Here is a 16,715-nt window from a genome sequence, read left to right as displayed (position 1 = left end):
TTTAGGGAGGAACGCCAATGCATGCGATCTATCAAAACCTGATTGCCATGGACCGCTGGAAGCTGATCCTCGAGGGCCTGGGCAACACGATCATCATCGCGCTGGGCGCGATCGTGATCGGCACCCTGATCGGCGCCGCCATGGCGCTCATGCGGGTGTCGGGCAACCGGGTCCTCGGCGGCATCGCCAGGGGCTACATCACGGTCATCCGCGGGATCCCGATGGTGACCCAGCTGATGATCTTCAACTTCATCATCTTCGCCCCCACCGGCATGCCGAAGCTCGCGATCGCGATCGTCAGCTTCGGCGTGAACTCGGGCGCCTACTGCGCGGAGATCTTCCGCGCGGGCATCCAGGGAGTCCCGCTCGGGCAGACGGAGGCCGGGCGGTCGCTCGGGCTGGGCAGGGCGCAGACCATGTGGTCGATCGTCATCCCGCAGGCGGTCAAGGCGGTGCTCCCCACCTACACCAACGAGTTCGTCGTGCTCATCAAGGAGACGGCGGTCGCCAGCTACATCGCGCTCATGGACCTGACCAAGGCCAGCGACATGATCCGCAACGCGACCTTCAACGCGTGGGTGCCGCTGCTCTCCGCGGCGGTGATCTATCTCTGCCTGACGCTGGGGCTGTCGAGCCTCTTCGCACGGCTGGAAAGGAGGCTGGCGCGCAGTGATCGAGGTTAAAAATCTCCGCAAGTCCTTCAAGGGTCTCGAGGTGCTCCGCGGCATCAACGAGACGATCGCCAAGGGAGAAAAGGTGGTGGTCGTCGGGCCGTCCGGTTCGGGCAAATCCACCTTCCTGCGCTGCCTCAACCGGCTCGAGGAGCCGTCGGGGGGCGAGATCTGGTTCGAGGGGATCAACATCTGCGACCCCAAGTGCAACATCAACCGCCTGCGCCAGAAGATGGGCATGGTGTTCCAGCAGTTCAACCTCTTCGCGCACCTGTCGGTCAAGGAGAACATCACCCTGGCGCCCACCAAGCTCAAGATCATGACCCCCGCCGAGGCGGACGAGAAGGCGATGCAGCTTTTGAACCGCATCGGGCTGGCGGAAAAGGCTAACGCCTATCCGAGCCAGCTTTCGGGCGGCCAGCAACAGCGGATCGCGATCGTGCGGGCGCTGGCGATGAACCCCGACGTGATGCTCTTCGACGAGCCGACCTCCGCCCTCGACCCCGAGATGGTCGGCGAGGTGCTCGATTTGATGATCCAGCTCGCGGAGGAGGGGATGACGATGGTCGTCGTCACCCACGAGATGGGCTTCGCGCGCGAGGTGGGGACCCGCGTGCTCTTCATGGACGAGGGGCAGATCCTCGAGCAGAACACGCCCAAGGAGTTCTTCGCGAACCCGCAGAACCCGCGCACAAGGGACTTTTTGTCCAAGATTCTATAGGATTGCCGACTGACCGCAGGGGCGCCGCGCGCCCCTGCGGAATTTTCGCCGGATGGAGGCACTATGAACGTACTGTTTTTGGGGGACGTGGTGGGCCAGGCGGGCTGTGAAAAGGTCCGCCGCGAGCTGCCGCGGCTGAAAAAAGAGCTGTCCGCCGGGATCGTGGTCGCCAACGGGGAAAATTCCGCCGAGGGCAACGGGATCACCCCCTACAGCGCGCAGCATCTCTTCGCGAGCGGGGTGGACGTGCTCACGACGGGCAACCACGCGCTGCGCCGCCGCGACGTCTACGACCTGCTCGAGGAGGGGAACGGCATCGTGCGCCCCGCGAATTTCCATCCGTCCGCGCCGGGGAAGGGCTGGTTCCTCCACGACAATCCCGCCTTCCCGCTCGCGGTGGTGAACCTGCAGGGGCGCGTCTATATGGACCCGCCGCTCGCAAGTCCCTTCGACACGGCGGACGCGCTGCTCTCCCAAATCGATTGCCCCAACATCCTCGTGGATTTCCACGCGGAGGCGACGGCGGAGATGCTCGCGCTCGGCCACTACCTCGACGGCCGGGTGTCGGCGGTGATCGGCACCCACACCCATGTGCAGACCGCCGACGAGCGCCTGCTGCCGCGGGGGACCGCCTACATCACCGACGCGGGGATGTGCGGCGGGAGGGACTCGATCCTTGGGGTGGAGAAGGAACGGGCGATCGAACGGCTGCGCACCGGGCTGCCGGTGCGCTTCCAGAACGACCCGGAACAGATCGAACTGTGCGGCGTGCTGCTCGTGTTCGGGAAGACGCCCGGGAAGGTCGAGCGGATCGAACGGGTCCGGGTCCCCTGACGAAGAATGGAAAACCGGATAAAAATCCCCCGCGGCCCTGCCGGCCGCGGGGGATTTTTCGTTTTTTACGAATGTTCACAAAGCTGCGTTGAAATTATACGGCCTATGGGGTATAATATTTAGGATTTACATGAAGCGGAATCCGTTGGGCGGCCGCAGGCCGCCGGGACGATGGCATGGGAGTGCGGGATGAAAAAACGGTTTTATGCGCTGCTGGCGGCGCTGGCGGTCCTTTTGGGCGGCTGCGCCCCCGTCGATTTGAGCGACCAGCAGCAGGTGGATATTACGGGCCAACTGCAGGAGTCCGCCCCGTCCGCGACGGAGGCGGAGGAATCCGCCGCGCCCGTCGAAGGCGAGGTGCGCGTGGCCTACGACCCCTCGGATTCCCTCAACCCCTATACGATGACCTCCCAGCTCAACCGGCAGCTCGTTCCGCTGCTCTACGACAGCCTCACCCGGCCCGACAAGACCTGGCGGCCGGAAAACCTGCTGGCGCGGGAGATCACGCAGACGGACGGCAAGCAGTACGTCGTGAAGCTGCGCGGGGATGCGCTCTTCTGGGACGGCACCCGCCTGGACGGCAAGGACGTCATCTACTCGTTCACGACTGCGGTCGCCTCCGACTCCAACTGGAAGCAGATGCTTCAGAACGTGTCGGGCTGCTCAGTCAACAGCGACGGCGACGTCGTCTTCCGGCTCTATTCCGCCGACGCGGATTTCCCCGCGCTGCTCTCCTTCCCAATCGTCAAGGAGGGCACGGCGGGGGAGGACTTTCCCGTCGGCGTCAGCAAGTATTACGTCTCGGGCACCTGGCGGCAGGGGGTCGTCCTCGAGCAGAACCCCCTCTACTGGCAGGAGGCGGGCAGCATCAAAAAGGTACTGCTGGTGGGGGTGTCCGACCCGGGCGCGCTCGGCTTCAGCCTGCGTACGGGGGATGTGGACCTCGTCTACTCCGACCTGAGCGACCCCGAGCTCTCGAACCTCTCCGCCCAGAGCGCGCCCGTATCCCTCAACAACCTCGTCTATGTCGGGATCAACGGGAGCCGCGGCCTACTGGCGGAGCCGACCTTCCGGCAGGCGCTCTCGCTGGCGGTCAACCGCGACGAGCTGGTGCAGAAGGCGTACGTCTCCCGCGCGCGGGCGACGATGTACCCGCTGAACCCCGATTTCTACCGCATGGAGTCGATCGAGCTCTCCGCGCCGCGCGACCTGACCAGGGCCGGGGAGCTGCTCGATGAACTCGGGCTGCGGCAGAAGGACGACGACGGCTGGCGGCTGCGCTACGGCGCGCCCGTCACCCTGCGCCTGCTCGTCAACAGCGAGAACGCCGCGCGCACCGCGGCGGCCGCGCTGATCGCCGAGCAGCTCGCGCGGCTGGGGATCAGGGTGGAGGTCGTGTCCCAGTCGTTTTCCCAGTACCAGTCGAGCCTCGCCGGCTACAACTACGATCTCTATATCGGCGAGACGCGGCTGATGGACAACATGGATTTTTCCCTGCTCTTAAACGGCGGGGCCCTCGGCTACGCGGCCCCCTACAGCGAGTACCTGAGCGACCTGGCGCGCGCCTACCGCGCGACGGGGACCGGCGTGGGGACGCTCTGCGAGGCGTTCTCCGCCCAGACGCCCTTCATCCCGCTCGTCTTCCGGCAGGGGGCGGTCTCGTTCGAACGGGCCTTCCAGGCGGAAATCCTTGCAACGGAGCAGGATATTTTCTATAATATAATGGAATGGTAGAACTTTACCCCGCGTGATTTCGTAACATTGCGCTGGCAGATAGAATGGAGGTTTTACGTTTTGATCAGCATCGAGAACCAATACGGCACGGTGGAGATCTCCCAGGAGTATTTTTCCAACCTGGTCGGGAAGGCGGCGTCCGAGTGCTTCGGCGTCGTGGGCATGGTCAGTTCCCCCGCGCAGGGGCTGCGCGCCGCCATCCGCGGCAAAAAGACCCCCGACGAGGGGGTGCGCGTGCGCACCTCGGGCGGCGGGCTCATCGTCGACCTGCACATCGTGGTCATCTACGGCATGAATATCGCGGCGGTCACCCGCAGCATCGTCAACCGGGTGCGCTATACGGTGGAGCAGGCCACCGGGCTCGAGGTGGCAAAGGTCAACGTCTTTGTCGACGCGATGAAAACCGAGAACGCATAACGGATGCAAAACTTCTGAGATGGGGGTCATAAGATCGTGATTACAGGACGGATGCTCAGGGATGCGTTTATCTCGGGAGCAAACAACATTTCCAACCAGCGGCAGGCGGTCGACGCGCTCAACGTCTTCCCGGTGCCGGACGGCGATACGGGAACCAATATGTCGATGTCCGCCTCGGCGGCCAGGCGGGAGCTCAAGCGGATCCCCGACGACGCGACCGTTTCCCGCGTGGCGGACGTGTGCGCCTCGGCGCTGCTGCGCGGCGCGCGCGGCAACTCGGGCGTCATCCTTTCGCTGCTCTTCCGCGGCTTCTCCCGCGGGCTCAAAAACGAGACCGAGGCGGACGCCGAGCACATCGTGCGCGCGCTGGAAAAGGGCGTGGAATCGGCCTATAAGGCGGTCATGAAGCCCACCGAGGGCACCATCCTTACCGTGGCGCGCGTCGCCGCGATGAGGGCGCGCGAGGAGCTCCACGCCGACACCACCACCGAGGAGATCTGGGACGTCATCCTCGAGGCCGGCAGGGAGGCGCTTGCCGAGACCCCCGAGCTGCTGCCGGTGCTCAAAAAGGCCGGCGTCGTCGACGCGGGAGGGCAGGGGCTAATCGTCGTCTTCGAGGGCATGGCCGAGGTCTTCCACGGCCGCCCGGGCGTCGAGCCGGGCGAGGAGAAGCCGGCCGACGGCGATTCGATCCATCCCGACCGCAACGCGGCGGGCGAATACGTGGGGGAGATCACCCACACCTACTGCACCGAGTTCCTCGTCAAAAAGACGGAAAACTCGATCGACCCGCAGGATCTGCGCGAGTTCCTCGAATCGATCGGCGACTGCGTGGTGGTGGTCGACGACGACGACATCATCAAATGCCACGTGCACACCGACCATCCCGGCCAGGCGCTCGAAAAGGCGGGCGCCAACGGCGCACAGCTGACCAGCCTCAAGATCGAGAACATGCGCGAGCAGTACGAGGCGCAGAAGGCGAGCATCGTGGAGCCGGAGAGCGACGCCGGCTTCAAATACGCGGCTGTCGACCCGTCGCGCGAATACGGCTTTGTTGCGGTCGCCGCGGGCGAAGGGGTGCAGAAGCTCTTCGAGGACCTCGGCGTCGACAACATCGTGAGCGGCGGCCAGACGATGAATCCGTCTACTGACGACATCCTCTCGGCGGTGCACGCGACCCCGGCCAAGACGGTCTTCGTGCTGCCCAACAACAAGAACATCATCATGGCCGCCGAGCAGGCGACCAAGCTGGCCGACCGCAGGGTGGTGGTGCTCCAGACCCGCACGATCCCGCAGGGCCTGTCGGCGATGCTCGCCTTCGACCCCGACGCCGACGCGACGGCCAACCAGCTCGCGATGCAGAAGGCGTTCGAGCGGGTCGGGACCGGCCAGGTGACCTTCGCGGCGCGGGACAGCGACTTCGACGGCCACAAGATTAAGGAGGGCGAACTGCTCGCGCTGGAAAACGGCAGGCTCGCCTTCACCGAGAAGGACCTCACCCGCGCGGTCGTGCGGCTGGCCAAGGCCCTCACCCACCGGGACAGCAGCTTCGTGACGCTGCTCTACGGCGAGGAGATCGAGGACGGGCTGGCCGAGAGCGTGCGCGAGGCGGTGGCCGACAAGCTGCCCGACGACGTCGAGGTCGCGCTCATCAAGGGCGGGCAGCCGGTTTACTACTTCATCATCTCGGTCGAATGACCCGGGGGCGTTCGTGATGCGGCATCAGAAAGTCACCCGGATGGTGCTCGCCGCGATGTTCGCGGCAATCACCGCCGTGGCCTCCCAGATCATTTTCCCGCTCGGCTTCACGCCGGTGCCCTTCTCCTGCGCGATGATCGCGATCTACCTGTGCGGGGCGCTGCTCGATCCGCGGACGGCCTTCTTTTCCCAGCTCGCCTACCTGCTGGCCGGCGCGGCCGGCGCGCCGGTCTTCTCCTACTTCTCCGGCGGCCTGCACAAGCTCGCCGGGCCCACGGGGGGCTACCTCTTCGTCTATCCGCTCATGGCGCTGACGGTTTCGGCCGTCACGCGCCGCTGGGGGCGCGGCTTCTTCAAATACTGCGCCGCGATGACGATGGCGCTTGCACTCTGCTACGCGGTGGGAACCGCGTGGTTCATGTTTGTGTCGAACACCGGGCTCGCCGCCTCGCTGGTGGCCTGTGTGGCGCCCTTCGTTCCGATGGACGCCGTCAAGATCCTGCTTTCCGCGGCGCTCGCCAGCGCGCTTTCCCGCGCGCTCGGTAAGGCGCGGCTGCTCGGGACTGGCATATAAACGAAAGCCCATCCGGGGCGGGCGGAACGCCCGCCCCGTTTTCTGCAGTTTTGTCCCGTTCTTCCGCCGCGGATGGTTTGGTATGGTATGGAGGCGAAGGATGATGATGAATGGAAAATCCCTGCGCGCGGTGTGCGCGCTGCTCTGCTGCCTGATGCTGGCGTCCTGCGGGAAGGCTCCCGCGCCCGCCGCGCCGGAATCCTCCGTGCCGCCCGCCGCTCCGGAATCCGTGAGCGTTCCCACGGAGGAAGCGCCCGCCGTGGATGAGGAGTTCGCCCGAGTGGTGGAGGCCGCCGCTCCGGCCGCCCGGGAGATTACGGCGGAGTACGGGGAGGTAATCGCGGCGTTCCCCGAGGCGGAACGGGAACGGCTGCTCACGGCGGTAACGGCGCTGGGCGTCCCCGCGAAGCTGTGGGACTACGGGAACAGCGAGCGCGGGATCGAGGGCTGGCAGGCAATTGCGGAGTTCTGCGAGGCCTTCCGGCGCGGCGAGGACGCCGAAACCGCCTGGTACTGGGTCGGCGCCGAAGAGGCCGCGCAGTACCGGATGACGGCGGCGGACGGGACGCTCTCCCGGGAATACCGGTGCTGGAAATTCGGGGACCCGTCGCCCTCGGCGGATTCCACGACGGTGGAGACGCTGTCCGGCGTCAAATTCCGGGAGGACGGCTGGATCGAATGGAGCCGTTCCCCGGACGAGCTCCCGGAGCAGGAGCGGATCGTCCCGCTGCCGAAGGAGCTTTGGGGTCTCTGCGAAAAATACGTCATGCCCGTCGCCGGGGACCACAGCAACGTGCTGACGCGCGACTGGGACGCGGAAAACCACGGCGACGTGTGGTGGGAATTCGTGTTCGTCTCGCTCTCGAGCGGCGTAGGGAAGGAGCTTTCCGATACCTATGAAGCGGTGGAGGACGCCTATGACACCTACGAGGTGCCCGCCGCCGACGTGGAAGGGCTGCTGACGGGATATTTCCCGGTCACCGCGGAGGAACTGCGGGCGCTGCCCAACTACCGCCCGGACACACAGACCTACCGGATGCAGTATTTCCAGGGAAGCGGCACCTTTGTGGGCGGGGACCTGGAAGTGACGGATAAAACCGATCACCCCGACGGCAGCATGACGCTGCGGGTCGACTGGGTTCGCCCGGACGACTGGTCGGGACGGTATTACCTGACCGTCCTGCCCGGAGAGGACGGAAGCTGGAACTATCTCGGCAACCGGGTGGAGCCGGGCGCCGGGGGATAGACGACGGTTTGGAGGATACGGATGAACAGGAGACGGGGAATGGCCGCGCTGGCGGCCCTGCTGGTCTGCTGCGGCTGCGCCGCACAGCCCGCGGACGCGGGGAGCGCGCTTTTCGCCACGGAGGACGGGCGGATGACCTTCACGTTCCCGGCGGGCTGGACGGCGGACGCCGAAAGCCGCGCCTTCGACCTCGTCTGCCGCGACGAGGCGCGGGAGCTCTCGGCGGGCGTGTTCTCCTACACGCGCGAGGGCGCGGCAATGCCGTTCGAGCCGTCCGAGGCACTCGACTTCCACGTGGAGGACTTTTGCGCCCGGCTGGAGGACGCGGGGGAGCCGGGCGGAAAGGAGGAGCGCGCCGACGGGGGACACTCCTTTACGTCGGTGCTGTTAGAGGCGGGAGGAACCGCCTACTATTTCACGCTGATCGAATTTTCCGGCTACTCGGGGCGGTTCGCGGTGGCGGTGATGACCTGCCCGGCGGCGGCCTTCGAGGCGGAGCACGCCGGGTTCGACGCGATCGCCGCCTCGGCCGCGCTCGCGGAGGAGCCGCCGGGCCCCGCCCCGCGCGGGCAGGCCGCGTAAACCCGCTTCCCGTGCGTTTTTGCGGTTGACATCGGGCGCGCGGGAGGGTATACTACAAAGAGATAACGGCGAAGATGGGGTCAATCCGTGGATTCCGGCACAGAGAGGCGCGCGGCTGGTGGGAGCGCGCCGCGGAAGAGGCGGGCGCCGCCCCGGAGCCTTCCGGCGACGAGCCGGACGCAGGCGGGCGTTAACCGCAGCGAGCGGCGCGGGGGTTTCCCGCGCAATTTGGGTGGTACCGCGGAAGGCAGATGCTTTTCGTCCCAACTTTTGGGGCGAGGAGCATCTTTTTGTATTTCCGCCGGAAAAGGTTAAAGGAGCGATTGAAAACAATGGAATGGACCGGACTCAACGAACTGCGTGAAAAATTCCTCAGCTTTTTTGAGAGCAAGGGGCATCTGCGGCTGCCGAGCTTCCCGCTGATGCCGTCCGCCGACGAGGCGAGCCTACTGCTCATCAACTCGGGCATGGCCCCGATGAAAAAGTGGTTCCTCGGCATTGAGGAGCCGCCGCGCCACCGGGTGACGACTTGCCAGAAGTGCATCCGCACCCCCGACATCGAGAATGTCGGCAAGACCTCCCGCCACGGCACCTATTTCGAGATGCTGGGCAACTTCTCCTTCGGCGACTACTTCAAGCACGAGGCGTGCGCGTGGGCGTGGGAGTTCATCACCAAGGAGCTCGACCTACCGGTCGACCGCATCTGGGTGTCGGTCTACCTGGACGACGACGAGGCGGAGGAGATCTGGACCAAGGAGGTCGGCGTCGACCCGGCGCGCATCGTGCGGCTGGGCAAGGAGGACAACTTCTGGGAGATCGGCTCCGGTCCCTGCGGCCCCTGCTCGGAGATCTATTTCGACCGCGGCGAGCAGTACGGCTGCGGCAAGCCCGACTGCGCCCCCGGCTGCGACTGCGACCGCTACGTCGAGTTCTGGAACCTCGTCTTCTCCCAGTTCAACGGCGACGGCGAGGGCCACTATGAGAAGATGGAGCACCCGAACATCGACACCGGCATGGGCCTCGAGCGCCTCGCCTGCATCATGCAGGGGGTGGACAACCTCTTCGAGGTCGACACGGTGCAGAATATCTTAAAGCACGTCGCGCGCATCGCGGACGTCGAGTACCACAAGGACGCCAAAACCGACGTGTCGCTGCGCGTCATCACCGACCACATCCGTTCCACCACCTTTATGGTGAGCGACGGCATCCTCCCGCAGAACGAGGGCCGCGGCTATGTGCTGCGCCGTCTGCTGCGCCGCGCGGCGCGCCACGGCCGCCTGCTCGGCATCAACGAGCCCTTCCTCTACAAGGTCTGCGAAACGGTCATCGGGGAGAACGCGAACGCCTATCCCGAGCTGGTCGAGCACAAGGACTACATCGTCAAGGTCATCAAGGTCGAGGAGGAGCGTTTCGCCCGCACGATCGACCAGGGCATGGAGCTGCTCGGCAGCTTCATCGACAGGATCGATTCCCAGATGGACCGGAAGGTCATGAAGGGCGCGGACGCCTTCAAGCTCTACGACACCTACGGCTTCCCGGTCGACCTCATCCGCGAGATCCTTTCCGAGCGGCACATCGAGCTGGACGAGGCGGAGTTCGACCGCCAGATGCAGGCGCAGAAGCAGCGCGCCCGCGAGGCGCGCGCCGCGCTGGGCGATCTCGGCTGGGAGGAGGATGTGCTCGCGGACCTCGGCGCGCCGGGGAAATTTGTCGGCTACACCGAGAACACCGCCGAGGCGAGAATCGTCGCGCTTGTGAAGGACAACCGGCGCGTCGACGAGCTGCACGACGGCGAAATGGGCTCGGTCGTCCTCGACGTGACCCCCTTCTACGCCGAGAGCGGTGGCCAGGCGGGCGACAGCGGCTTTATCAAGGCTGGCGGGAACGCCTTCAACGTCTACGACTGCAAAAAGTCCAAGGGCGGGCATTTCGTCCATGTGGGCGAACTGACGGTCGGGACCCTCGCCGTGGGCGACCGGGTGACGGCGGCCATCAACACCGACCGCCGCCGCGACATCATGCGCAACCACACCGCCTGCCACCTGCTTCAGGCGGCGCTGCGGCAGGTGCTGGGCGACCACGTGCACCAGGCGGGCGCCTTCTATGACGACAGCGTCTGCCGGTTCGACTTCAGCCACTTCTCGGCGGTTACGCCGGAGGAGCTCAAGCGGGTGGAGGAGATCGTCAACCGGATGATCCTCGCGGCGGTCGACGTGCACGTCGACGAAATGCCGATCGAGGAGGCCAAGAAGCTGGGCGCGATGGCGCTCTTCGGGGAAAAATACGGCGACGTTGTGCGCGTGTGCGACATTCCGGGCGAATCGACCGAGTTCTGCGGCGGCACCCATCTGGAGAACACCGCGCTGGTCGGGCTCTTCAAGATCGTGAAGGAGTCGTCGGTCGCGGCGGGCGTACGCCGCATCGAGGCGGTCACCGGCAAGAACCTGCTGCGCTATTTTAGCGAGCAGGAGGCGCTGCTCGAGCAGGCGGCGGCGGCCGTCAAGGCGAGCCCTGCCGAGCTGCCGGCGCGCGTCGAGGCGCTGAACGGCGAAATGAAGGAGCTGCGCCGCAAGCTGGAGGGCGCGGAAGGCAAGCTGGCGGAGGCGCAGCTCGGCAACGTGCTGGAAAACTCCCAGATCGTCGGCGGCGTGCGGGTCGCGTCGGTCGCGATGACCGGCGCGAAGATCGAGGCGCTGCGCACGATGGGCGACCGGGTGCGCGAGAAGTTCTCCGACATTGTCTGCGCCTTCTCCACCACCAACGACGGCAAGGCGTCCATTCTCGTAGTCTGCGGTAAGCAGGCGGTCGAGAAGGGCGCGCACGCCGGCAAGATCGTCAAGGACCTCGCCGCCCTCTGCGGCGGCAGCGGCGGCGGCCGTCCCGACAGCGCGCAGGGCGGCACGTCGGAGATCTTCCGCGTCGACGAGGCGATGGCCCAGCTGACCTCCATCGTGAGCAGGCTGGTCGAATAAACACGCACCATACGGGAAGGAGGGCATACCATGAGCGACTGCATCTTCTGCAAGATCATCGCGGGCGAAATCCCCAGCAGGAAAATCTATGAGGATGAGCGCTGCTACGCGTTCCACGACATCGACCCCAAGGCGCCGGTGCACTTCCTCGTGATTCCCAAGGAGCACATCACCGGCGCGAACCGGATCACCGAGGAGAACGCGCCCCTCGTCGGGCACATCTTCGCGGTGATCGCGAAGGTCGCCGCCGAGCTCGGCGCGGGCGACGACTACCGCGTCGTCACCAACTGCGGCCCCAAGGCTGGCCAGACGGTCGGCCACCTGCATTTCCACGTGCTGGCGGGCCGCGATATGACCTGGCCTCCGGGTTAAAGGCGCATGGCGCTTTGGCGTCCCGACCAAAGCGCCCCCGCTCGCGGGACCGCTTCGCGCGACGCCCGCTCGATGCGCCTCACGGGGAGGGGCGGGCCGCCCCTCCCCGTGTGCCCCACCCCGGCGGGGCGCCCTTTGCGCGCACCTGCCCTCCGAATGGAGGGCAGGTGCGCGTGCGTCTATTTTTTCGAGGAAGGAAGGAGCGGCATGGGAAATCTTCTGGCCGTCGGCTGCGGCGGCTTTCTGGGCGCGTCGGCGCGCTACCTCGTCTCGCTGGCGGCGGGGCGGCTCGATACCCGGGGCTTCCCGCTGGGGACCTTCGCGGTCAATTTGGCCGGGGCGTTCCTGATCGGGTTCCTGTCGGAGCTGCTCGCGCGTGCCTGCCCCGACCGGAACCGGCTGCGCCTCTTCTTGACGACGGGCGTTATGGGCGGCTTCACGACCTTTTCCACCTTCAGCCTTGAGACGGTGAACCTCTTCCAGGCGGGCCGGCCGTGGATGGCGGCGGCGAACGTCCTGCTGAGCGTGGTTTTCTGCCTCGCGGGCGCGGCGGCGGGGAAGCTCTGCGCGGCGCGGGCGGCGTAAAGAGAAACGAAGCGGCGGTTGCCGTTCCAAACGCAACCTCTGTTTGCAGAAACATCGAAAACCCAACGGAATACCGACGACATATCATTGGCAATTGTGCTATCCTGATAGCACAATGCGTGAAGAGGTGGTTGCCGTGCCGTTGGAGATTCGTGGTGTGCGGAGGGACCCGTCGGTCTACCGGTCGATCTATCTGCCGGAGCGGCTTATCGAGGCAGTGGAACGCATCGCATGGCGGGAGAACGTGAGCGTCAACCGCGTAATCGTCAGCATGATCGCGTTCGGCGTAGAGGAACTGGAAAGGGCGGAGGAACCGCTAAGACCGTAAAGAAAGTGGAGGTACCTACTATGGAGATCACCAAATTGACGGCGTTCATTTTCAGTCCCACGGGCACGACGGCGGCGGTCGCGAAGCCGCTGGCGGAGGCGCTTCTGCCCGGCGCGCACATCGTCGACCTGACCTGCGCGGACGCGGAGGAGGAGCGCTTCGGCCCGGACGAGCTCGTCCTCTTCGCCGCGCCGGTCTACGGCGGGCGGATTCCCGCGCCTGCGGCGAAGCGGTTCGCGCGGATGAAGGGGACCGATACCCCCGCGCTGCTCGTCGCGGTTTATGGTAACCGGGACTACGATGACGCGCTGCTCGAGCTCTGCGACCTCGCGGAGGAAAATGGCTTTCGCCCGGCGGGGGCGGGGGCCTTCCTCGCCGAGCACTCGATCTTCCATTCGGTCGCGCGCGGCCGTCCCGACGCGGCGGATTTGGAGGCGGTCCGGACGTTCGCCGGGCTGGCGAGGGAGAAGCTCGCCCGGGCGGCGGGGGCGGGGGAGTTCGGCCCGCTTGCCGTCAAGGGGAACCGGCCCTACCGGGAATTTTCCGGCGTGCCGCTCAAGCCCCAGGCGGACAGAAAGTGCATGAAATGCGGCGTCTGCGCCGAAAACTGCCCCGCCGGGGCGATCCCGGCGGACGACCCCTCCAAAACGGACAACAGCCGCTGCATCTCCTGCATGCGGTGCGTCAAGGTCTGCCCGGCGGGGGCGCGCAGGGTGAACGGCCTCATGCTGTCGGTGGCGGAAAAGCCGTTCGCGAAGAAAAACAGCCTGCGCCGGGAACCCGAGTGGGTCCTCTGAACGGGACGGTTCCGTTTGATTGGTTTTTTATTGCAAATCCGGGGCATCCTGTGGTATATTAGTGGAGTGAATATCATCTGGAAAGAGGTAGTATTGTGAAACGGACAGAGATCAAACAGCTCTTCTCCGCGCCGCAGGATTTCGACGGCGCAGAGACGACCGTCTGCGGCTGGGTACGCACCATCCGCGATTCCAAGGCGATCGGCTTTATCGAACTCAACGACGGCTCCGCCTTCAAGAATTTGCAGGTCATCCTCGAGCAGGGGACCCTTTCGAACTTCTCCGAGATCGTGAAGCTCAATGTGGGCAGCGCGATCACCGTGCACGGGCGGGTGGTGCTGACTCCCGAGGCCAAGCAGCCGCTGGAGATCCACGCGGAATCGGTGGAGGTTGAGGGCCTTTCCACGCCCGACTATCCGCTCCAGAAGAAGCGCCATTCGCTCGAATTCCTCCGCTCGATCGCCCATCTGCGCCCCCGCACCAACACCTTTGAGGCGGTGTTCCGGGTGCGTTCGGTGGCGGCGTTCGCAATCCATAAATTCTTCAACGAGCGCGGCTTCGTCTACGCGCACACCCCCCTGATCACCGGCAGCGACTGCGAGGGCGCGGGGGAGATGTTCCGCGTGACCACCCTCGACCCGAAGGACCCGCCCCTCACCGAGGACGGCAAGGTCGACTACTCGCAGGACTTCTTCGGCAAGCAGACGAGCCTGACCGTCTCCGGCCAGCTTGAGGGCGAGTGCATGGCGATGGCGTTCGGCAAGATCTACACCTTCGGCCCGACCTTCCGCGCCGAGAATTCCAACACCCCCCGCCACGCGGCGGAGTTCTGGATGATCGAGCCGGAGATCGCGTTTGCCGACCTCGAGGACAACATGCAGCTCGAGGAGGAGATGATCAAATACGTCCTGTCCTACGTGCTGGAGCAGTGCCCGCAGGAGATGGCGTTCTTCAACAGCTTCTACGACAAGGGCCTCATCGAGCGTCTGGAGGGAATCGTGTCGTCCGATTTTGGCCGCGTCACCTACACCGAGGCGATCGCGCTGCTGGAAAAGGTCAAGGACCGCTTCCAGTACCCCGTCTACTGGGGCTGCGACCTGCAAACCGAGCACGAGCGCTACCTCACGGAGGAGGTCATGAAGCGCCCGGTGTTCGTCACCGACTACCCCAAGGAGATCAAGGCGTTCTACATGCGCCTCAACGACGACGGCAAGACGGTCGCGGCGGTCGACCTGCTGGTGCCGGGCATCGGGGAGATCATCGGCGGCAGCCAGCGTGAGGAGCGGCTCGACGTGCTGCTTTCCCGCATGAAGGAGCTCGACCTGCGCGAGGAGGACTACCACTGGTACCTCGACCTGCGCCGGTTCGGCGGCACGAAGCACGCGGGCTACGGCCTCGGCTTCGACCGGCTCATCATGTACATCACCGGCGTTTCCAACATCCGCGACGTGCTGCCCTTCCCGCGCACGACCGGTTCGGCGGAGTATTAAAAAAAGAACACGGATCCGCCGCGGGCACTGGCCCGCGGCGGATTTTTTCTGCGCCCGGGTGCGGGAAACGATGCAGCTTATCCGGAAAATCCTGTGCCGATCGACCAGATTTCCCCTGTTTACGGGGGCCTGTTTTGGTGCGGAATCATGAATTTTGCAGGATTCAAAAATTCATCTTGCAAAACGGGCGAAATTGGCATATACTATAGCGTAGGGTCCAAACGGCGGGAAAGCCGCGCGGGCGTATGACAAACTTTCCATTACATATGATATAGGCGGGTGTTTTGACAATGATGGCAAATGAACGCGGGGTTTCCCGCGAGGCGCAGGAGGTAGCGGTGATGTCAGGATATGCGGAGCTTTCCCGTGAGGAGCTCGAGGCGCTGCACGGGGAGCTGCTCGGGCGGTACGAGGCGTTCAAGGCGAAGGGGCTGAGGCTCGACATGTCGCGCGGCAAGCCGGCCGCCGACCAGTTCGACCTGGTTTCCGGGCTGCTTGACACGGTGACCTCCCAGTCGTCCACCAGGGCGGAGGACGGGGCGGACTGCCGCAACTACGGCGATTTCGACGGCATCCCCGAGTGCAAGAAGATTTTCTGCGACATGCTCGGCGTCGCGCCGGAGGAGCTTTTCGTCTGCGGCAACTCAAGCCTGTCGGTCATGTACGACGCGATCGGCAAGATGATGCTGCTCGGCGTGCGCCCGGGCGCGAAGCCGTGGCGCTATCTCGACAAGGTGAAATTTCTCTGCCCGGCGCCCGGCTACGACCGCCATTTTGCAATTACCGAGCTCTACGGCATCGAAATGGTTCCCATCGAGATGACCCCCGACGGCCCGGACATGGACACGGTCGAGCGCCTGGTGGGCTCCGACCCGTCGATCAAGGGCATCTGGTGCGTGCCGAAGTACTCCAACCCGCAGGGCATCACCTATTCCGACGAGACGGTGCGCCGGTTCGCGCGGATGAAGACCGCCGCGGACGATTTCATGATCATGTGGGATAACGCCTACGCGGTCCACGACCTCTATCCCGACCGCCGCGACACGCTGCTCAACATTCTCGACGAGTGCAAGAAGGCGGGCGATCCCGACCGGGTCATGATCTTCGCCTCCACCTCGAAAATCTCCTATGCGGGCGCGGGCATCGCGGTGTTCGCCTGCTCGGAGGCCGTCATGAAGCGGATGAAGGAGCTGCTCTCCTTCCAGACGATCGGCTTTGACAAGCTCAACATGCTGCGCCACGCGCGGTACTTCGGGGACCTCGACGGCGTCATGCGCCACATGGATAAGCAGGCGGAGCTCCTGCGGCCCAAGTTTGCGGCGGTGCTCGACGCATTCGACCGGGAGCTCGCGGGCAAGGGGATCGCCGAATGGCTCGCCCCCAACGGCGGCTATTTCATCTCGCTCGACGTGATGGACGGCTGCGCCAGGCGGGTGGTCCGGCTCTGCAAGGAGGCGGGGGTCGTGCTGACGGGCGCGGGCGCCACCTATCCCTACAAGAAGGACCCGCGCGACCGCAACATCCGCGTCGCGCCGACCTACCCGACCGTCCCCGAGCTCGAACAGGCGGTCGAGCTGCTCTGCATCAGCGTGCAGCTCGCGGCGGTGGAAAAGCTGCTGGCCGCGTAAAAGGGGAAAAATTTACAGAAAATGCGGGCGGGCAATTGTTTCAATTGCCCGCCCTGTGTTATACTA

16 protein-coding genes are annotated in these 16,715 nt (G+C 65.1%); all 16 read left to right on the top strand.

All coding sequences use genetic code 11. The features are described from left to right. Window positions 1–17: 17 nt before the first annotated feature. The 16 genes from C1A13_RS09075 (at window position 18) to C1A13_RS09000 (ending at window position 16,649) form a co-directional block, all read left to right on the top strand. Window positions 18–683, top strand: coding sequence for an amino acid ABC transporter permease (locus C1A13_RS09075; RefSeq protein WP_101551246.1), 666 nt, complete (start codon window positions 18–20; stop codon window positions 681–683). Continuing rightward, a complete protein-coding gene (locus C1A13_RS09070) occupies window positions 670–1,392 on the top strand; it encodes an amino acid ABC transporter ATP-binding protein (RefSeq protein ID WP_101551244.1) in 723 nt (240 codons plus the stop codon). Before C1A13_RS09075 ends, C1A13_RS09070 begins: the two co-directional genes overlap by 14 nt. A gap of 63 nt (window positions 1,393–1,455) precedes the next feature. After that, window positions 1,456–2,226, top strand: a complete 771-nt coding sequence (locus tag C1A13_RS09065) for a TIGR00282 family metallophosphoesterase (protein ID WP_101551241.1) — start codon at window positions 1,456–1,458, stop codon at window positions 2,224–2,226. A gap of 189 nt (window positions 2,227–2,415) precedes the next feature. Next, a complete protein-coding gene (locus tag C1A13_RS09060) occupies window positions 2,416–3,960 on the top strand; it encodes an ABC transporter substrate-binding protein (protein WP_172439231.1) in 1,545 nt (514 codons plus the stop codon). 60 nt (window positions 3,961–4,020) lie between these two features. Then, a complete protein-coding gene (locus C1A13_RS09055; protein WP_101551237.1) occupies window positions 4,021–4,377 on the top strand; it encodes an Asp23/Gls24 family envelope stress response protein in 357 nt (118 codons plus the stop codon). Between the two features lie 36 nt (window positions 4,378–4,413). Further along, window positions 4,414–6,075: a DAK2 domain-containing protein gene (locus C1A13_RS09050; protein WP_101551235.1), complete on the top strand. Its 1,662-nt coding sequence runs from the start codon at window positions 4,414–4,416 to the stop codon at window positions 6,073–6,075. A gap of 16 nt (window positions 6,076–6,091) precedes the next feature. Beyond that, window positions 6,092–6,649 (top strand): biotin transporter BioY, encoded by a 558-nt coding sequence (locus C1A13_RS09045; RefSeq protein WP_101551233.1) that lies wholly within the window; start codon window positions 6,092–6,094, stop codon window positions 6,647–6,649. A gap of 103 nt (window positions 6,650–6,752) precedes the next feature. Further along, window positions 6,753–7,895 carry a DUF6070 family protein gene (locus C1A13_RS09040; RefSeq protein ID WP_146021711.1) on the top strand — a complete coding sequence of 381 codons (1,143 nt, stop codon included), beginning with the start codon at window positions 6,753–6,755 and terminating at the stop codon, window positions 7,893–7,895. Window positions 7,896–7,916: 21 nt separating this feature from the next. Then, complete coding sequence (locus C1A13_RS09035) at window positions 7,917–8,477, top strand: hypothetical protein (protein ID WP_146021710.1); 561 nt, start codon at window positions 7,917–7,919, stop codon at window positions 8,475–8,477. A gap of 332 nt (window positions 8,478–8,809) precedes the next feature. Then, window positions 8,810–11,449 (top strand): alanine--tRNA ligase, encoded by a 2,640-nt coding sequence (gene alaS, locus C1A13_RS09030; protein ID WP_101551227.1) that lies wholly within the window; start codon window positions 8,810–8,812, stop codon window positions 11,447–11,449. Window positions 11,450–11,479: 30 nt separating this feature from the next. Next, window positions 11,480–11,821, top strand: coding sequence for a histidine triad nucleotide-binding protein (locus C1A13_RS09025; RefSeq protein ID WP_101551225.1), 342 nt, complete (start codon window positions 11,480–11,482; stop codon window positions 11,819–11,821). Window positions 11,822–12,028: 207 nt separating this feature from the next. Beyond that, a complete protein-coding gene (crcB, locus tag C1A13_RS09020; RefSeq protein WP_101551223.1) occupies window positions 12,029–12,406 on the top strand; it encodes a fluoride efflux transporter CrcB in 378 nt (125 codons plus the stop codon). A 136-nt stretch (window positions 12,407–12,542) separates the two neighbouring features. Then, window positions 12,543–12,734 (top strand): hypothetical protein, encoded by a 192-nt coding sequence (locus tag C1A13_RS09015; protein ID WP_101551220.1) that lies wholly within the window; start codon window positions 12,543–12,545, stop codon window positions 12,732–12,734. 20 nt (window positions 12,735–12,754) lie between these two features. Continuing rightward, window positions 12,755–13,531: a 4Fe-4S binding protein gene (locus C1A13_RS09010; protein ID WP_101551218.1), complete on the top strand. Its 777-nt coding sequence runs from the start codon at window positions 12,755–12,757 to the stop codon at window positions 13,529–13,531. 95 nt (window positions 13,532–13,626) lie between these two features. Further along, entirely contained in the window at window positions 13,627–15,021 is a 1,395-nt protein-coding gene (gene asnS / locus C1A13_RS09005; protein ID WP_101551216.1) for an asparagine--tRNA ligase, read from the top strand. Window positions 15,022–15,362: 341 nt separating this feature from the next. After that, entirely contained in the window at window positions 15,363–16,649 is a 1,287-nt protein-coding gene (locus C1A13_RS09000) for an aminotransferase class I/II-fold pyridoxal phosphate-dependent enzyme (RefSeq protein WP_101551214.1), read from the top strand. Window positions 16,650–16,715 lie beyond the last annotated feature (66 nt).

This window comes from Anaerotruncus massiliensis (ex Togo et al. 2026), assembly GCF_900199635.1.
GTDB classification, from domain to species: Bacteria; Bacillota; Clostridia; order Oscillospirales; family Ruminococcaceae; genus Anaerotruncus; species Anaerotruncus massiliensis.
Note: the sequence above shows the minus strand (reverse complement) of the source record. Positions and strands in the feature narration are given on the sequence as shown.